Annotated in this window: 15 protein-coding genes and 1 pseudogene; 7 read left to right on the top strand and 9 right to left on the bottom strand. The window is 62.6% G+C overall.

Annotated features, from left to right (window positions below; genetic code table 11):
* Both UB23_RS00110 and UB23_RS30010 read left to right on the top strand, forming a co-directional pair.
* On the top strand, nucleotides 1-699 hold the full coding sequence (locus UB23_RS00110) for an ABC transporter permease (RefSeq protein ID WP_045057401.1): 699 nt from the start codon (nucleotides 1-3) through the stop codon (nucleotides 697-699).
* A complete protein-coding gene (locus UB23_RS30010; RefSeq protein WP_045057361.1) occupies nucleotides 699-1706 on the top strand; it encodes a DMT family transporter in 1008 nt (335 codons plus the stop codon). The genes UB23_RS00110 and UB23_RS30010 overlap by 1 nt, the downstream gene beginning before the upstream one ends.
* Here UB23_RS30010 and UB23_RS28090 read toward each other — a convergent pair.
* Nucleotides 1662-2147, bottom strand: a pseudogene (locus UB23_RS28090) (TetR/AcrR family transcriptional regulator); the annotation flags it as partial. The gene UB23_RS30010 and the pseudogene UB23_RS28090 sit on opposite strands and share 45 nt — an antisense overlap.
* A 163-nt stretch (nucleotides 2148-2310) precedes the next feature.
* On the opposite strand from UB23_RS28090, the gene UB23_RS00095 reads away from it, so the two are divergent.
* Entirely contained in the window at nucleotides 2311-3327 is a 1017-nt protein-coding gene (locus UB23_RS00095) for a succinylglutamate desuccinylase/aspartoacylase domain-containing protein (protein ID WP_045057360.1), read from the top strand.
* 230 nt (nucleotides 3328-3557) lie between these two features.
* Nucleotides 3558-4025 carry a cupin domain-containing protein gene (locus UB23_RS00090; RefSeq protein ID WP_045057359.1) on the top strand — a complete coding sequence of 156 codons (468 nt, stop codon included), beginning with the start codon at nucleotides 3558-3560 and terminating at the stop codon, nucleotides 4023-4025.
* A gap of 71 nt (nucleotides 4026-4096) precedes the next feature.
* Here the strand turns inward: UB23_RS00090 and UB23_RS00085 are convergent, their stop codons facing one another.
* Complete coding sequence (locus UB23_RS00085) at nucleotides 4097-4879, bottom strand: alpha/beta hydrolase (protein WP_045057358.1); 783 nt, start codon at nucleotides 4877-4879, stop codon at nucleotides 4097-4099.
* Nucleotides 4880-4970: 91 nt separating this feature from the next.
* Here UB23_RS00085 and UB23_RS00080 point away from each other — a divergent pair, with 91 nt between their 5' ends.
* Both UB23_RS00080 and UB23_RS00075 read left to right on the top strand, forming a co-directional pair.
* Nucleotides 4971-6257 (top strand): NTP/NDP exchange transporter, encoded by a 1287-nt coding sequence (locus UB23_RS00080; RefSeq protein ID WP_045057357.1) that lies wholly within the window; start codon nucleotides 4971-4973, stop codon nucleotides 6255-6257.
* Nucleotides 6244-7185: an aldo/keto reductase gene (locus UB23_RS00075; protein ID WP_082069086.1), complete on the top strand. Its 942-nt coding sequence runs from the start codon at nucleotides 6244-6246 to the stop codon at nucleotides 7183-7185. Before UB23_RS00080 ends, UB23_RS00075 begins: the two co-directional genes overlap by 14 nt.
* Nucleotides 7186-7341: 156 nt before the next feature.
* Here the strand turns inward: UB23_RS00075 and UB23_RS00070 are convergent, their stop codons facing one another.
* From UB23_RS00070 to UB23_RS00040, 7 genes are all read right to left on the bottom strand, one after another.
* The gene (locus UB23_RS00070; RefSeq protein ID WP_045057355.1) at nucleotides 7342-9510 is read right to left on the bottom strand and encodes a TonB-dependent siderophore receptor; all 2169 of its coding nucleotides are present in this window, start codon (nucleotides 9508-9510) and stop codon (nucleotides 7342-7344) included.
* Nucleotides 9511-9602: 92 nt separating this feature from the next.
* Nucleotides 9603-10490 carry a YghX family hydrolase gene (gene yghX / locus UB23_RS00065; protein WP_045057354.1) on the bottom strand — a complete coding sequence of 296 codons (888 nt, stop codon included), beginning with the start codon at nucleotides 10488-10490 and terminating at the stop codon, nucleotides 9603-9605.
* A gap of 49 nt (nucleotides 10491-10539) precedes the next feature.
* Nucleotides 10540-10953, bottom strand: a complete 414-nt coding sequence (locus UB23_RS00060) for a heme-binding protein (RefSeq protein ID WP_045057353.1) — start codon at nucleotides 10951-10953, stop codon at nucleotides 10540-10542.
* Entirely contained in the window at nucleotides 10950-12191 is a 1242-nt protein-coding gene (gene glcF, locus UB23_RS00055; protein WP_045057352.1) for a glycolate oxidase subunit GlcF, read from the bottom strand. The genes UB23_RS00060 and glcF overlap by 4 nt, the downstream gene beginning before the upstream one ends.
* A 3-nt stretch (nucleotides 12192-12194) precedes the next feature.
* The gene (gene glcE, locus UB23_RS00050; protein WP_045057351.1) at nucleotides 12195-13259 is read right to left on the bottom strand and encodes a glycolate oxidase subunit GlcE; all 1065 of its coding nucleotides are present in this window, start codon (nucleotides 13257-13259) and stop codon (nucleotides 12195-12197) included.
* A complete protein-coding gene (gene glcD / locus UB23_RS00045) occupies nucleotides 13259-14758 on the bottom strand; it encodes a glycolate oxidase subunit GlcD (RefSeq protein ID WP_045057350.1) in 1500 nt (499 codons plus the stop codon). The genes glcE and glcD overlap by 1 nt, the downstream gene beginning before the upstream one ends.
* Nucleotides 14759-14843: 85 nt before the next feature.
* A complete protein-coding gene (locus tag UB23_RS00040) occupies nucleotides 14844-16607 on the bottom strand; it encodes an L-lactate permease (protein WP_045057349.1) in 1764 nt (587 codons plus the stop codon).
* Between the two features lie 181 nt (nucleotides 16608-16788).
* Here UB23_RS00040 and UB23_RS00035 point away from each other — a divergent pair, with 181 nt between their 5' ends.
* A complete protein-coding gene (locus UB23_RS00035; RefSeq protein WP_045057348.1) occupies nucleotides 16789-17031 on the top strand; it encodes a hypothetical protein in 243 nt (80 codons plus the stop codon).
* Nucleotides 17032-17219: the final 188 nt, after the last annotated feature.

The raw sequence follows: 17219 nt of genomic DNA, 5'->3' as shown, positions 1-17219 counted from the left end.
ATGATTCCAGCGTGGATAGTTGAATATGCGGCACTCCTGGGCCGTGGATTGCAAACGACCATCAGCATTCTGTTGATCTCGATGGTGTTCGGTTTCGCCCTGGCGGTGCTGGTGGCGTTGGCGCGGATCTCGAAAAACAAGTTCATCGCCAAGGCCAGCCTGTTCTACACCAGCGTGCTGCGGGGCACGCCGCTGCTGATCCAGATCTACATTTTCTACTACGGCCTGGGCAGCCTGTTTGCGCAGTTCCCGCTGATCCGTGGCAGCTTTTTCTGGCCTTATTTGCGTGACGGCTATTGGTATATCGTGTTCGCGCTGGTGCTGTCGGTGGGTGCCTACGTCGGCGAGGTGATTCGTGGTGGGCTGCTGGCGGTGCCCAAGGGTGAAATGGAAGCGGCCTCGGCGTTCGGCATGACTGCGCGCCAGTCCTTGTTGCGGGTGCGCCTGCCGCGGGCCATGCGCCTGCTGTTGCCGACCCTGGCCGGGGAGACGGTGATGCTGCTCAAGTCCACGGCCTTGGCCTCGACCATTGCGATCATCGACCTGCTGGGCGCGGCCAATGTGGTGCGCGCACAAACCCTGCAGGTGTATGAACCGTTGCTGCTGGTGGCCGGGGTGTATGTGTGCCTCACCTTCCTGATCGAGGCCCTGTTCTCGTTCTTCGAGCGGCGCGGGACACCTGTGCGCAGGTCGGTTTGATGAGTGCGCCACGGATGGTTGATCGGTCATTGCAGGGCATCGGCCTGTGCACCCTGGGGTACGCGTTCCTGGCCTTGCAGGACGCGGTGATCAAGGCATTGGTGGCCGATTATTCGGTGGTCACCATCCTGTTCTGGCGCAGCTTGCTGGTAGTGGTGGTCTGCGTGGCTGCGGGGCGCTTGCGCCTGGTGCAGAAAGCCTGGCGTTCACCAAGCCGGCGCTTGCTGGTGCTGCGCGGTTTGCTTTCGATCATCGCCTGGGTGCTGTATTACACCGCTGCCCGAGACCTGTCGCTGGCGGAGATGACCACGCTGTATTTCTCCGCGCCGATCATGGTGACGGTACTGGCGGCGGTGATCCTCAAGGAACGCGCGAACGGGTGGCAATGGTTCACCCTGGTCGTCGGCTTCATCGGCGTGATCATCGCCTGCCGACCAACACGGTTGACCGACCCGTTGCCGGTGGTGCTGACCCTGCTGGCCGCCATGTGCTGGGCGTTCACCTACATCCAGTTGCGGCAGGTGGATGACCAGACATCGGTGCTGGAGCAAATGTTGATCACCAACGTGGTGTTTGTTATTTGCATGACCCTGGCCTTGCCGTGGACTCATACGCCAGCACCGATGCCGGACTGGCTCGGTATGCTCGCAGCTGGCCTGGTGGGTGGTATCGGCCAGTTCCTGCTGTTCGCCAGTTTCCGTCGGGCGACGGCGACCTTGCTGGCGCCATTCGAGTACACCGGGTTGATTTGGGCGTTCCTGCTGTCGAGTCTCATCTGGGGTACCCGGATGGACGTTTCGCTGATGATCGGCGCGGGGCTGATCGCCATCAGTGGCACCCTGGCGATGATCTTCGGGCGTCATGCCTCACAGGACGTCGTCGGCGCTGAATGCTCCGTTTCGCAACCCCTTTACCCAGCAGCGACAGATATGCAGGCCGTTGGCGGGGCTGAAGGTTTCGGGGTTGAGGCACCACTCGATCCAGAGTCCGTCGAGCGTCGCGGATAGGCCGATGGCGGCCAGGTGAGTGTCGTGGATCACAAACCCTTCGCTGGCCGCCAGGTCGTCGAGCAAATGGCGCAGCAAGTCGAGATAGGCTCGATAGCTTTTTTCGTGAGCCTGGCTGACGTGAACGGAGTGGCGGATCAGGCTCCAGAACACCACCCAGGCGCCGAGTAATTGCGGGTCCATGACCCGGGGGGCAAATGAGCCGGTGAGGAAGGCGTCCATCTTTGCGGCGGGGGTGTCGGCCTGTTCTATTTCCTGCATCAGGGCGCTCGTCAGTTCGTTGGCGAGCTTCTGGTAAGTGTCGGCGATCAGCGCATCGATGCTGCCGAAGTGATGATTGAGCAGGCCCACCGACACCCCGGCCTCGGTGGCGATGCGGCGCACCGACAGCCCGGCGTGGCCGTCGCGCACCAGGCAACGCAGGGCAGCAGCCACGAGCATTTCGCGGCGCGCGTCGGGTTCGGTGCGGCGGTTTTTCGCTGGGGCACGGGTCACGGGTTAGTCCTTGGAGTCGGTCATACGTTGCCGAGCTTAGTTGAACGTCTGTTCAATCACCAGCGGCAATGCCTTGGTTTTCGAGTGGTCATGACGGGAGGACAAACGGATGGTGCAGGATATTTCGTTGGATGTTCGCAGCAACAACGGCGACCCGTTGCAAGTGGGGGCCTGGCGTTACCAGGGTGATGGCAGCGGCCCCAAGGTGCACCTGCAAGCCGGGGTGCACGCTGACGAAATTGCCGGGATGCTGGTACTGCACCTGTTGATGCAACGCCTGCAGGTTGCCCAAGCCCAGGGGCGGCTCAGGAGTCAGGTGACGGTTGTGCCCCAGGCCAATCCCCTGGGTATTGGCCAGTTCCGCCAGGGCCGCCTGCTGGGGCGTTTTCATGACGCCACAGGGCACAATTTCAATCGTGGTTTTGACCAGTCGGCGGCGCAGCAACACCCGTCCACCAATGTCCAGGAATGGCAGAAAGCCCTGGTGCAACTGGCCGCCGATGCCGATGTGATGCTCGATCTGCACACCGATGACGAGGCACTGCCGTACCTCTATGTGCACCGCAGCTTTGCCGCCCAAGGCCGCGAACTGGCGGCAGCGATGAAGATGGACGTGGCTATCATCTGGGACGATGGCGGCGATGGTTCTTTTGAGGAAACCATTATTGCGCCCTGGCTGCGCAAAGGGCTCAGTGACCGCAATATGGCGGCAACCCTGGAGTTGCGCGGGCAGGGCGATGTCGGCGACCAACTGGCCGAACAGGATGCCCAGGGACTTTACACCTGGCTGTGCCGCTGCGGAGCCATTGATGAGGCGCTAAGCCCGGAGGATTGGCCGGTGCAAACCTTGGAAATGGGCCAGATGGAGACCGTCCTTGCACCGACGCCCGGGGTCTTGATCTTCGAAAAACAGCTGGGAGACCCTGTTGAGGAGGGCCAGCGTTTTGCCCGGATCCTGCGCCGGCCCGGTGATCCCTCCAGCGAAGTGGTGTTGTTCGCCGAGCAGGCGGGGCGGATGGTCACCCGTTACCGCGATCGACTGATTGGCCAGGGCATGGTGGTGGCGAAATTCACGGGTACGCGTGTCTCCCGCCACTGGCACGGGGGCCTGCTCGACCCTAACTGACCGCTGGCCGGGCACTGGATAAAAGCGCCGCTCGACGAAGGACAATTCGCTGATACTGGCGCGAGAGTGCCGACCGGGGCTGACGTGTCACTGGTTTGTATCCCTGCGTATCAGGTGTGCCTGCAGCCACTTGCGCATACATATCCAGGGTGGCTTGGACACTTGGCTGATACATGGCGGCGTTTGAATGGGGCACACCGCATCTGCGGTACTACCACTGGAGAATCGCGATGTCCCTGTTCAATGTTCGTAAAACCGCTGGCGCACTCGGCCTGGCCATTGCCGCGACCACATTGGCCGCTGTCACGGGCCTGGCCCAGGCCCAGGAGGTCAAGTCGTCCACTCAGGATGCGCCGGCGACCAAGAGCTGGCAGACCGGCCTGCACCGCACCGATCTGCTGCACCGGGACATGGACGTTGCGGGACAGGAAGTGCTGCAGGTGCGCGTGGATTTCGAACCGGGCGTGGTCTCGCCCAAACATTCCCACCCGGGGGTTGAGGTGGCCTATGTACTGGAGGGCACGTTTGAGTATCAGCTTGAAGGGCAGCCTGCAGTGACACTCAAGGCGGGGGATTCGCTCTATATCCCGGCAGGGGTGGCGCATGTTGCGAAGAATACAAGTGCGACTACCAGCTCGGAACTGGCGACCTACATCGTCAAGAAGGGGGCGCCGTTGGTGAAGATTGTTGCTCAATAGGTGATGCGCTCAAGAAGGCGAGCATGCTGGAATTATTCAGCATGCTCGCCTCAGGAGCGCAACACTCAACCTCACAAAGCCTCCCGCAGCAGCCTCAGGTAATCCGCACTGGCGGAAATGGAATTATGCCCCACCCCCGGTATCACCCTGAGCACGGCCACCCCCGGAGCGAAATGCTCGAACAGCCGCTGGGTGCTCGAGCGCGGGATCACCTCGTCTTGCTCTGCCGCCATCAGCAGGGTCGGCACGCTGATCTCCCGGGCATATCGCCAGGACTCAAAACGATCCTGTAACAGCCACCGCACCGGGAAGATCGGAAACTGCCGCGCAGCGAGTTCTTCCAGGCTGTTATAGGGCGTGATCAGCACCAGGTGCGATGCCGGGCGCTGGCTGGCCAGGCGCACCGCGACACCGGAGCCCAGGCTACGGCCCACCAGCGTCACCTGCGGGTGCCGGGCGTACACCTCGTCGAACAACCCCAGGGCGTCGCGCTGAATCGCTTCCTCGGTCGGCGAGCCAGAGCTGCCGCCAAACCCTCGGTAGTGCAGAAAATACAGCGCGTGATCGGCAAAGGCTGCTGAAAACGAGGGCAGGTTGCGCGACACGTCCTCGGCGTTGCCTCCGAAATAGATCAACGCCTTGGGGCCCTCGTGCTCGCGCACCGAGACCAGCACCTGCGCGTCGGAACGGGGCAGGGTCAAGAGCGCACTGGCCACGGATCGAGGCTGCGGGTAATAGATGAGGGCGCGCTGGAATATCCACAGCGCCATACAGAGCACCAGGTACAGCGCGATGACGATGCCTGCGATGATCATCAGGATGCGCGACATTCGACTAACGTTAGGGAGCGGCATTGACGACTCAAGGGTGGAAAACGGCGATCACTTGATCGCTGTCGCAGTGTAGTCGATCGGCCCCGTAGCGCGCCGGTCCGGGAGGGAAGCGATGCCCATCGCGCTGAAATCGCTGAATATTCTGCCCGCGGAAAGAACCGCGCTGATGCTGGGTTTTGCCTTCCATTTTTGTGTGCTCGCCAGCTATTACCTGGTCCGCCCCCTGCGCGATGCCCTGGGCCTGGAGGGCGGTGCGGACCAATTGCAGTGGCTGTTCAGCGCCACCTTCGTGGTGATGTTGCTGATGGTACCGCTCTACGGTGCGCTGGTGTCCCGGCTGCCGGCAACGCGTTTCGTGCCCTTGATCTATCGGCTGATTGCGCTGTCGATGCTGGTGTTCGGGCTGTTGATCGCCAATCACGTTGCGCCGGTGACCGTCGGGCAGGTGTTTTTTGTCTGGATCAGCATTTACAACCTGTTCATCGTCACGATCTTCTGGAGCGTGCTGGTCGACCGGTTTTCCAATGATCAGGGGCGGCGGTTATTCGGTTTTATTGCCGCCGGTGGCACCTTGGGCACCTTTATCGGGCCGCTGCTGGCCGCGACCATGGCCGTGCGCCTGGGCCCGATGGCCCTGACGCTGGCGGCGGCGGTGCTGCTCGAGATCGCGGTGCGTTGTTACCGGGCCTTGCTCAGGTGCACAGTGTCGCGTAGCGACAACCGCTCGCCGGATGACCAAAGATTGGGCGGCAGCATGCTGGCCGGCATCACGCTGATCCTGCGCTCGCGCTATTTGCTTGGGCTGGTGGCGTTCATGCTGCTGCACACCAGCGCCGCGACCCTTTTGTACTTTGAACAAGGCCGGATCGTCGCAGGCAGCTACGCTGATGTGGCAAGCCGCACTCAATTTTTTGCTCTGGTTGATTTGCTGGTGTCGGTGCTGACCCTGTTATTCCAGCTGCTGTTGACCGCGCCGTTGATCCGCTGGGTCGGCGTGGGCGGGGCGCTGGTGATGTTGCCCTTGGCGAGCGTCGTGGCCTTCTCGGCGATGGCCATGGCGCCGGTACCTGCCGCCGTTGCCCTGGCGCAAGGGCTGCGTCGGGCGGTGGAATTTGCCTTCGTTCGGCCAGCGCGAGAGGTGCTGTGGACAGTGGTCAGCCGCGAAGAGAAGTACAAGGCCAAGAACGTGATCGAAACCCTGGTCTATCGCGGCGGCGATGCCGCCAGTGGCTGGCTGTCTGCGGGGCTGACGGCAGTAGGCGCAGGGTTTGGCCTGGTGGCCCTGGCGATTCTTCCGGTTGCGGGCGTATGGGCAGGGTTGTGTTTCTGGCTGGCCAGGCGGCAGGAACAACGGGCGGCCAGCACCCGAATGGAGGAGCAACATCATGAGCCACACTGATGGAATCACCCGTCGCCGACTACTCACGCTGGCTGCCGGTGTCTCGGCGGTCTTAACGTTCGACCCAGCCGGGGCGCAAGCGCCGCCGATCGCCACAGGAGGCAAGAGCATGCAGACCCGAGGCATTCCTTCCAGCGCCGAGCCGCTGCCCGTCGTTGGGTTGGGCACTTATCGCGGCTTCGATGTCGCCCCCGCGGACCCGGCCTACAAGCAACTGCCGGCCGTGCTGGATGCACTGTTCGAGAAAGGCGGGACGCTGGTCGACAGCTCGCCGATGTACGGGCGCGCCGAGCAGACCACCGGTGAGCTGCTGTCGATCCACGAGCCGCGCTCGCCGGCTTTCCTGGCGACCAAGGTATGGACCCGTGGTCGCGAAGAAGGCATTGCGCAGATGGAGCAATCATTCAAGCTGCTGCAAACCGACCGGATCGACCTGATGCAGATCCACAACCTGCTGGACTGGAAAACCCATCTGCCGACGTTGCGCGAATGGAAAGAGCAAGGGCGCATCCGCTACATCGGGATCACCCATTACACCGCGTCGGCCTATGACGAGGTGGAGGCGGTGCTCAAGGCTGAACAACTGGACTTCCTGCAAATCAATTACGCCCTGGATGATCGCGCAGTCGAAAAGCGCATTCTGCCGCTATGCCGCGAACGTGGTGTGGCAGTGATCTGCAACCGGCCGTTTGGCGGCGGTGGCCTGATTGCGCGCCTGAAGGGCAAGCCCCTGCCGGGCTGGGCTTCGCAGGTACAGGTCAATAGCTGGCCGCAATTGGCGCTGAAATTTCTGCTGTCGCATTCGGCGGTGACCTGTGTGATCCCAGGCACCGGCAATCCGCGTTACATGGCCGACAATGCGGCGGCCGGATTCGGCCCGATGCTGACCGGGGCGCAGCGTGAACAGCTGATTGACCTGGTGAACTGATGAGCTCCAATTCGGCTCACCCGTTAACGTTTACCATCCTGTAGGAGCGAGCTCGCTCGCGAAAAACCTGAGTACGCCGCGGGCTGTCAGGCACCCCGCATTATCGTTAACGCCCATTGCCAGCAAGCTGGCCCCTACAGGTGATTTCGGCAGCCGTCAGAAATTGACAGAAGCACTCAAGCGCGCCGTCAGCGGCGCGCCCTGGAATACGTAGTCATCGCCCATGTATTCTCCGGCATCGCGCCAGTAGCGCTTGTCGAACAGGTTGTCGACGCTCAGGCGAAAGACCGTCTCGTAACCATCAATACGCGTGCTGAATCGGCTGCCGACATTGAAGATCGCGTAGGCGCCGGTTTCCACTTCGCCCACCTGGCTCGCGTATTTGCTGGCGCTGTACTGCACGCCACCGAGCAATGCCAGGCCGTCTATCCAGGGCAATGCATAGTCGCCGGAAAGGCTGGCGCGCAAGGTCGGCACATTGATCGTCTGGTGGCCCTCATAAGCCGCCGTTCCCGTGCCGCTGACCCGCGAACGAATCGCCGCGACACTGGCACTGATCTGCAGGCGTTGGGTCGCCCAGCCATTGGCGGACAGCTCCAGGCCGGTGTTCTTCTGTTCTCCCTGTTGCGCGAAAGTGAAGGTGCCGTCGTCGTTGGGGCGCGAGTACTGATACGCCTGGCGAATCTGAAACAGCGCCGCGCCCAGGCTGATGCGCTGCCAGTCATACTTGACCCCGGCCTCGATCTGCCGGGACACGGTTGGCGCGAGGATTTCGAAGGCGTTGGTGGTAAACCACGCCGCCTCGCCGCCCAGGGACAGGCCTTTGCTATAGCGGGTGTACAGCGACAGGTTCTGCACCGGCTTGTAGATCAGCGCAGCCTGGGGCAGGAACTCGTACCGGCGGGTATGGCGAGTGGTTTCGCCCTGGCTGTCGAAGGTTTCTTCGTCCAGACGCACCGCGCGCCCGCCCAATACGGTTTGCCAGTGCTCGTTGAAGCTGATCCGGTCATTGAAAAACAGCCCGTACTGGCGGCTGTCCAGACGTCGCTGGGAGTCATTGAGCGGGCCGTCATAACGCGCGAAGTCTGCAGGCTCGCTGTTAATATTGGCGCTGCCGATCATCACGTTGATCGGGTCGCGCTTGTCCACCACCCGGCGGAACGCACTGGTGCCCAAGGTCAGTTCGTGGCCCAGGCCCGCCGTGTCGAAACGCCCGCTGAGGGTCGCCTGCAGTTCGTCGTTGCGGCGGGTATCGTCGGGGCTGCGGAAGTCGTAGATATCGTAGTCGCCCTCCGGGCTGAAGTCATTCGGCACTGCGGCGTCGGCGCAGCTGGCGGCACCGTAGCAACCCCAGGCGAACGAGCTGTAGTCGTCGATCACCACCCGGCTGCGCGAAGCGCTGATGTCGGTTTTCCATGCATCACTGAAGCGGTACTCGAACTTGCCGTTGAGGTTCAGCGCATCGGTGCTGACCGGGTTGGAGCCGCTCTGGTGGGCCAGCAGTTTTTTCGGCGAGGCATGGTGCGGCAGTCGGGTGCCACCCAGCAGTTGGTAGCCAGGCGCCGAGCGCTGTTCCCGGCTCTGGTACTCGGCGTCCAGTTGCAGCAGCGCATCGGGGCTGATGTTCCAGTCAAAGGCCAGGGAGGCAAAATCCCGCTGACCGTTGGCATGTTCAACGTAGGAATGGATATCTTCATGGGCCAGGTTGGCGCGCAGGCCGAACTGTTGTTCGCTGCCGAAGAACCCGCCGATATCGGTCGCCAGATAGCCGCTGCCGCGGTCATCGGTCGAGACCGTGACCTGGCGCACATCGGTCGGCCGCTTGGTCACGTAGTTGACCAGCCCACCGGGCTCCGACACGCCGCTTTCCAGGCCCGACAGGCCCTTGAGCAGTTCCACCTGCTGCTTGTTTTCCAGCCCGACGTTCTGTTCGCCAGTGATGGTGCGACCATTGATCCTGTAACTGCTGGCGGAGTTGAGCGAGTAGCCGCGCACCACGAAGTTCTCGTAATAGCCGACCGGGGCATAGGCTTGACCCACCGAGGCGTCATTGCGCAGGACTTCGCTGAGCAGGCGCGCCTGTTGATCCTTGATCAGCGCATCGGTGATGACCGTCACCGCCGCCGGGGTGTCGAGTAGCGTGGTCGAGTCGAAGCCGGCGACCGATGCGCTGTCGGCCTGATAGCCTGAGTTGTCTTCGCCGGTGACGGTGAGCGCCGGCAACTCGGTGTCAGCCGCCAGCGCGCTGTTGGCCGATAACAGGCACAAGGTCAGTAAATTGAGGGCGGACAAGCCCTGGTGTCCTGTCCGGTAAAGCCTGTCCATGCATACTCCTCGAAGTCTGACCCGCACTCAAAGCGCGCCATCATACAGAGGACGTATCCTGGCCGGCGATTGTAAATGCCAGCGCCAAGCGTTTACACCAGATAGCGCTGGAACCAGCCCAGGGTCCTGTCCCACGCCAGGCTTGCCGCAGCCTCGTCATAGCGGGGCGTGGAGTCATTGTGAAAACCGTGATTGGCGCCGGGATAGATGTGGGCCTCGTAGGTCTTGCTGGCGGACTTTAGCGCCTGCTCGTACGCCGGCCAACCTTCATTGATGCGCGTGTCCAGTTCGCCGTAGTGCAGCATCACCGGGGCCTTGATTCGCGGCACGTCTTTGGTCTCCGGCTGGCGCCCGTAAAAGGACACGGCGGCCCCCAGTTCCGGATAGGCCACGGCCGCGGCATTGGCGACACCGCCGCCGTAACAGAAGCCGGTGATGCCGACCTTGCCCGTGGCGGCGTCAAGCTTCATCAGCCACTCGATAGCTGCGAAGAAGTCGTTCATGAGCTTTTCCGGGTTGACGGTCGCCTGCAACTCGCGGCCCTTGTCATCGTTTCCCGGATAGCCACCCACGGAGGTCAGACCGTCGGGGGCGAGGGCGATGAACCCCGCCTTGGCAAGGCGTCGGGCGACGTCTTCGATATAGGGATTGAGACCGCGATTCTCATGTACCACCACCACTCCCGGCACCTTGCCCGGGGCTTTGGCCGGGCGCACCAGGTAGGCGCGCACCTGCCCGTTGCCCTGGGGTGAAGGATAGGTGATGTACTCGGCAATAATGTCCGGGTCGGTGAAGGCGACTTGCTCGGCCAGGGCATAGTTGGGGCTCAGGCTCGCAAGCAGGGCGCCAGCGGTCAGTCCGCCGAAGGTGAATAGCGCCGCGCGGTCAAGAAACTCGCGTCGGTTGATCTTGCCGTGGGCGTAGTAGTCGTAGAGTTCGAGCAGTTGCGGGGCGAAGTCCTTGGCGGTCAGGCTGGGCATCGGCAGGTTTCCTCTTCGTCGATTGATTCACCATTGGGGCTTGGCTTGATCAGGCGTTCGGGTTGCCCAGGCACTGCGCCCCCGCCTTGGCCACCTGTGCATCCTGTTCGGCCTTGACGCCTGATACCCCCACCGCGCCAATCACCTGGCCCTCGATGATGATCGGTACGCCACCCTCCAGGGACGTCAGCAAGGGCGCCGAGAGAAACGCATGCCGACCGCCATTGACCATGTCCTCGTAACCTTTGGACTCGCGCCGACCCAGCGCCGCAGTGCGGGCCTTTTCCGTGGCGATGTAGGCGCTGATCGCGGCAGCGCCGTCAAGGCGTTCCAGGGCCAGGGGATGGCCGCCGTCATCGACCACCGCGATGGTCACCGCCCATTGATTACCCAGGGCTTCATTGCGCGCAGCGGCGAGGATCTGACTGACCTCGACCTGGCTTAAAACGAATTTGCGGTTCATGGGGATACTCCAGCAGGTGGGGAGGGCAGTGCCGCTTCGACCAGTTCGATCCAGTGCCTGACCGAGGTGCGACCGGCGCCGTCGAGGTGCGTTTGGCAGCCGATATTGGCGGTAGCAATCACGTCGGGGCGCCCGCTTTCCAGGGCATTGAGTTTGTTGTCTCGCAATTGGCGGGCCAGTACTGGCTGGGTCACCGAATAAGTGCCTGCCGAGCCGCAGCACAGGTGACTGTCCGGCACGATGGTGAGGTTGAAACCCAGACGTACCAGCACCGCCTCGACCGCCCCCCCGAGCTTCTGCGCGTGCTGCAAGGTGCAAGGGCAGTGGAACGCCAGGCGTTGCTCGGCCTGCACGCCTAGTGTTTCCAGGGGTTCGTCACGCAACACTTCAACCAGGTCCCTGGCCAGCGCACTGACTTTTTGTGCCTTGGCGGCATAGGCCGGATCGGTGCCCAGCAGGTGCCCGTAGTCCTTGATGAACGCGCCGCAGCCGCTGGCGGTCTGCACAATGGCCTCGGCGCCACTCTCGATGCCTGGCCACCACGCATCGATGTTGCGCCGGGCGCGATCGAGGCCGGCGGCCTGGGCATCGAGATGATAATCCACGGCGCCGCAGCACCCGGCTTCGCGGCTCGGGGTCACGCTGATGCCCAGGCGGTCCAGTACCCGCGCGGCGGCGGCATTGGTATTAGGCGACAGGCCAGGCTGCACGCAGCCTTCGAGCATCAGTACCTGCCGGGCATGGCGCGCGGCCGGTCGGGCTTTTGCCGGCCAGGCACTGCGTGGCAATTTGGCGCGCAGCGTGTCCGGCAGCAGCGCCCGGAACACTTGACCGCTGCTGACCAGGCTCTTGAACAGCCCAGGGTTGGGCACGACGTTGCGCAGTCCCTCGCGCAACAGGCGCTGTGCCAGGGAGCGCGGGACCGCTGCATCGACCACCGCCCGGCCGATATCCAGCAGGTTGTGGTAATCCACGCCGGAGGGGCAGGTGGTTTCGCAGTTGCGGCAGGACAGGCAGCGGTCCAGGTGCAGTTGAGTCTTGCGCGTGACCTCGTGGCCTTCCAGTACTTGCTTGATCAGGTAGATTCGTCCGCGTGGCCCGTCCAGCTCGTCGCCGAGCAGTTGATAGGTGGGGCAGGTGGCATTGCAGAAGCCGCAGTGCACACAGCTGCGCAGGATGCTTTCGGCTTCTTCGGCTCGGGGCAACTGGCGGGCCTGTTCGCTCAACGTGGTTTGCATGGCTCAGAGCTCCGCGTACAGGCGACCGGGGTTGAAAATACCCTGGGGGTCGAGTTGCTGCTTGAGGTTGCGGTGGTAGCGCATGAGGGCGGCAGGCAATGGCTGGAAAGGGCTGTCGATCAATCCATGGCTGTAACAGGTCACGTGTCCGCCGACCTCGCTGACCACCTGGCGAATGAACGCGGCTTCAGCATCGGTCTTGAGCCAGCGCTGGGCACCGCCCCAATCGATCAGTTGTCGCCCCGGCAGTGACAGGCGAGGGGTGTTGTGCGGTACGGACAGCCGCCACAGCGGCTGATCCTCATCGAAAAAACTCAGCCTGTGTTCGTTGAGATCGGCCCAGTACCCGGCGTCCAGCAGCTCGCCGCCCAAGCGCTCGTGGGCCGCGGCCACCGAGCCTTCGCCGCCTTCCAGGCGCAGGTGCAGGCGTGTGCCATCGTGGCAGGCCGCGCTGATCGGCAACGGCTGCTGGCCCCATTCGCTGAGGCGATCAAGGGCGCGTTCGACGTCGAGCTCCAGGCTGATGCTCAGGCATTGCCGAGGCCTGGGCAGCACCTTGAGTGATACCTCGGTCACTACCCCGAGGGCGCCGTAGCTGCCAGCCATCAGACGCGACAGGTCGTAGCCGGCGACGTTCTTCATCACTTCGCCGCCGAAGCGCAGATGCTTGCCGTGGCCGGTGATTACCCGGGTGCCGAGGACGAAATCGCGAACCGAACCCGACCAGGGCCGTCGCGGTCCCGACAACCCGCAGGCGATCATGCCGCCGACCGTCGCGCCCTCGCCGAAGGACGGCGGTTCGCAGGGCAGCATCTGCTGCGAGGCAGCCAGCACTTCAGCCAGTTCCACCAACGGCGTGCCGCATCGTGCGGTGATCACCAGCTCAGTCGGATCGTAGCTGACGATGCCCCGATGGGCGCGGGTATCGAGCACTTCACCGGCAGTGATGCGCCCCAGGAAAGCCTTGCTGTTTGAGCCCTGGATACGCAGTGGGGTAATGCCCTGCAACGCCTGGTTGACTTGCTCCAGAAGTGCGGCGCTGTCATCGAAGTCATCTTCGTGGCGCATCAGAAACGCTCCAGCTCAGGGAAGGGCAATTGCCCCATGTGCACATGCAGCGCGCCGAATTCTGCGCAGCGGTGCAAGGTGGGGATGTTCTTGCCGGGGTTGAGCAGGCCAGCGGGATCGAACGCTGCCTTGACGGCATGGAACAGCGTCAGTTCATCACTGTTGAACTGGGCGCACATCTGGTTGATCTTCTCGCGGCCGACGCCATGTTCACCGGTGATGCTGCCGCCGACTTTCACGCACAGCTCGAGAATCCTGCCCCCCAGTGCCTCTGCCCGATCGAGCTCCCCCGGTTGGTTGGCATCGAACAAAATCAAGGGGTGCATGTTGCCATCGCCGGCATGGAACACGTTGGCTACGCGCAGGCCGTATTCGGCAGACAAGGCGGCGATGGCCTGCAGCACGCCGGGTAATTCCCGACGCGGTATGGTGCCGTCCATGCAGTAGTAGTCCGGCGACAGTCGCCCGACCGCCGGAAAGGCGTTCTTGCGTCCGGCCCAGAAACGCACGCGTTCGGCTTCGTCCCTGGCCTGGCGCACTTCGGTGGCGCCTGCCTGTTCGAGCACCTGGCGGACCCTGTCGCAGTCATCGTGGACATCGGCTTCGACGCCATCGAGTTCACACAGCAGGATGGCTTCGGCGTCCACCGGATAGCCGGCATGGATGAAGTCTTCGGCGGCGCGGATGGCCAGGTTGTCCATCATTTCCAGGCCCCCGGGGATGATGCCGGCACCAATGATGTCGCCTACCGCACGGCCGGCTTTTTCGACCGAATCAAAAGCGGCCAGCAGCACCTTGGCGGTCTGGGGTTTGGGCAGCAGCTTGACCGTTACTTCGGTGATGACGCCGAGCATGCCTTCAGACCCGGTGAACAGGGCAAGCAGGTCGAAGCCCGGTGAGTCCAGGGCATTCGACCCCAGGCTCAGGTGCTCGCCCTCCACCGTGAGGATGTCGACCTTGACCACGTTGTGCACGGTCAGGCCGTACTTGAGGCAGTGCACACCTCCGGCGTTTTCCGCGACATTACCGCCGATGGAGCAGGCGATCTGTGACGAAGGGTCCGGGGCGTAGTACAGGCCAAATGGCGCCGCGGCCTGGGAGATCGCCAGGTTGCGCACACCCGGCTGGACCCGTGCCGTGCGAGCCGCAGGGTCGATGTGCAGGATGTTGTTGAAGCGCGCCATCACCAGCAGCACGCCTTGCTCCAGCGGCAGTGCCCCACCCGATAGCCCGGTGCCCGCACCCCGGGCGACTACCGGAACCTGCATCTCGTGACACAGCTTGAGCACCCCTTGCACTTCGTCCAGGTGACGCGGCAGCACCACCAGCAATGGCGTGGTGCGGTACGCCGAGAGGCCGTCGCATTCGTAGGGTTTGAGCTCTTCCTGCTGATGCAGCACTTCCAGGTCCGGCAGGCGCGCATGCAGGGCCTGTAGCAGGGCAGCCCGGTCGACCTGCGGCAGCACGCCGTCGACGCGTTCATCGTAGAGAATGTTCATAGTCGCTTTACCCTACTCCGTTCATGAACGCCCGGGCAGCAGCCCGGGCAGGTAGGTCAGAAGCGCAACAACCGGCTGATCCCGTTTAATGCCCACCCACGACCATATCGCTGAATGGCGCCACATACGCCTGCAACGTCACCAACCCGCCGACCAGAATCGCCAGGACGATCGAGTGGAAGAACACATACCGCAGGATTTCTCCTTCATGGCCATACCAGCGAGTGGCAGTGGAGGCCACCACGATCGACTGCGCATCGACCATCTTGCCCATGACCCCGCCGGAGCTATTGGCAGCTGCCATCAGCACCGGGCTGAGCCCCAGTTGTTCGGCAGTGACCCGCTGCAGGCCGCCGAACAACACGTTCGACGCCGTGTCGGAGCCTGTCAGCGCGACGCCAAGCCAGCCCAGCAGGGTGCCGAACATGGGGTAGAAAATCCCCGTGGCAGCAAACGCCAGGCCCATCGTTGCGTCCAGGCCTGAATAGCGCGTGAGGAAGCCCAGGGCGAGCATCGCGACGATGGTGATCAGCGAGTAGCGCACCACCCAGATGGTGCGCACGTACTGCTTGATCAGCTGCGGAATCGAATAGCCCATCAACAGCCCGCCCAGGATCGCCGCCAGCAGGATGCCGCTGCCGGTGCTGGTCAGCCAGGTGAACTTGTAGACCGCTTCTTCGGTTTTTGGCGCAGGCACTACTGGTGGGACTTTTTCAATTTGCTGGTGGATCGTGCCAAAGGTGATCACCGGGGCAAAGACCGGATTCGCCTCGCGCAACGGTTTGCCTTGAGGATCGAGCTTGGCCGACTGGGTCACAGGATCAATGGCAGGGCGGGTGTCGAACATGTTCTTGAAACCCTGGGTACCCCAGGCGAACACGAACACGGTGAGGATGATCCACGGCATCCACGCACGCATCACGGCGGGTTTGGCATCCGCACCAAACGCGGCGCTGGCGACGGGTTTTTGATCGTGCTCGGCATCAATTTTCGAATTGTCGACGCGACCTGAAAGGGCTGCGGAGGTGTGTACGGTGGCCGGTTTCCACACCCTGAGGAAGCCGGTCAAACAGGCCATGGAGATCAGCGCAGCGATCACGTCCACCAGCATCGGGCCATGGTAGTTGGACACCAGGAACTGCGGCACGGCGAAGCTGACCCCGGCGACCAGGATCGCCGGCCAGATTTCCAGCATCTTGCGCCACCCGGCAAACGCCCAGATCAGCCAGAACGGCACGATCACCGAGAAGAACGGCAGTTGCCGACCGACCATCATCGACAGCTCCATTTCATCCAGGCCCGTGACCTTGGCGAGCGTGATGATCGGCGTGCCCAGTGCGCCAAACGCCACGGGCGCGGTGTTGGCAATCAGCGCCAGGCCGGACGCCGCCAGTGGCGAGAACCCCAGACCGATCAGAATCGCCCCGGTGACTGCCACCGGTGTGCCGAAACCTGCGGCGCCTTCAAAAAAGGCGCCAAAACAGAAGGCGATCAACAGCAGTTGCAGGCGACGATCGTCAGTGATCCGCGCCAGTGAGTCTTGCAGCACCTTGAACGAGCCATTTTCGGTGGTCAGGCGGTGCAGGAAAATGATGTTGAGTACGATCCAGCCAATCGGCAACAAACCGTTGGCGGCGCCATACAGGGCCGCGGAGCCTGCCATGTCGGCCGGCATGCCAAAGGCGAAGATCGCGATGATCAGGGCTGAGCCCAGGGCTAGCAGGGCCGCCAGGTGCGCCTTGATATGGAAGAACGCCAGGGCCGCCAGCATCACCACCACTGGCACGGCTGCCATGAGGGTGGAAATGACCGGGTTGTTGAACGGATCGTAGATTTGCTGCCAGACCATGTTCCACCTCTGCTTTTTATTGTTGGACGTGCAGACCCCGAAGGGGCGGTGGTTTCCAGTATAGGTGGCAATGCGCCGCTGTCAGGCCGGGGTTTTCGGGCATTTTGACGAATCATTTTGGTGCGCTGGCGTGAGCTAAGATGAGTACTGACCCGAACCCAACGACCGGAGGATTACCGTGATGACTGAGCGCCATTTGGAACACAAGGAAACGCTGTCGAATGGATGCTCGATTGTGGTGAAGGCGGAAATTTTGCGCGACGGTTCGTTAAAGATGTTTATCGGCGTTTATCGTCCGGACGGGGTACCGGTTTCCGAGGACCACGATCCACGACCGCATTTACTGGACATGGAAGCGGCGCTGGATTGGGGGGTAGATGTTGCGAAGGGGATCGGGAATGGGCAGAGAACACTGGGGCCTTGAGGGCGCCATCGCTGGCAAGCCAGCTCCCACAGGATTTGTGGTTGACCACAGGGTTGGGTAAGTCCCAACCCTTGTGGGAGCTGGCTTGCCAGCGATGCTTTTTTAGTGCTTGAACATCACATGCCGTACCACGGTGTAGTCCTCCAGCCCATACATCGACATGTCCTTGCCATAGCCGGACAATTTCT

This window comes from Pseudomonas sp. ES3-33 (assembly GCF_000952175.1).
Classification (GTDB): Bacteria; Pseudomonadota; Gammaproteobacteria; order Pseudomonadales; family Pseudomonadaceae; genus Aquipseudomonas; species Aquipseudomonas gregormendelii.
This window is presented reverse-complemented; position numbering and strand designations above follow the sequence as displayed.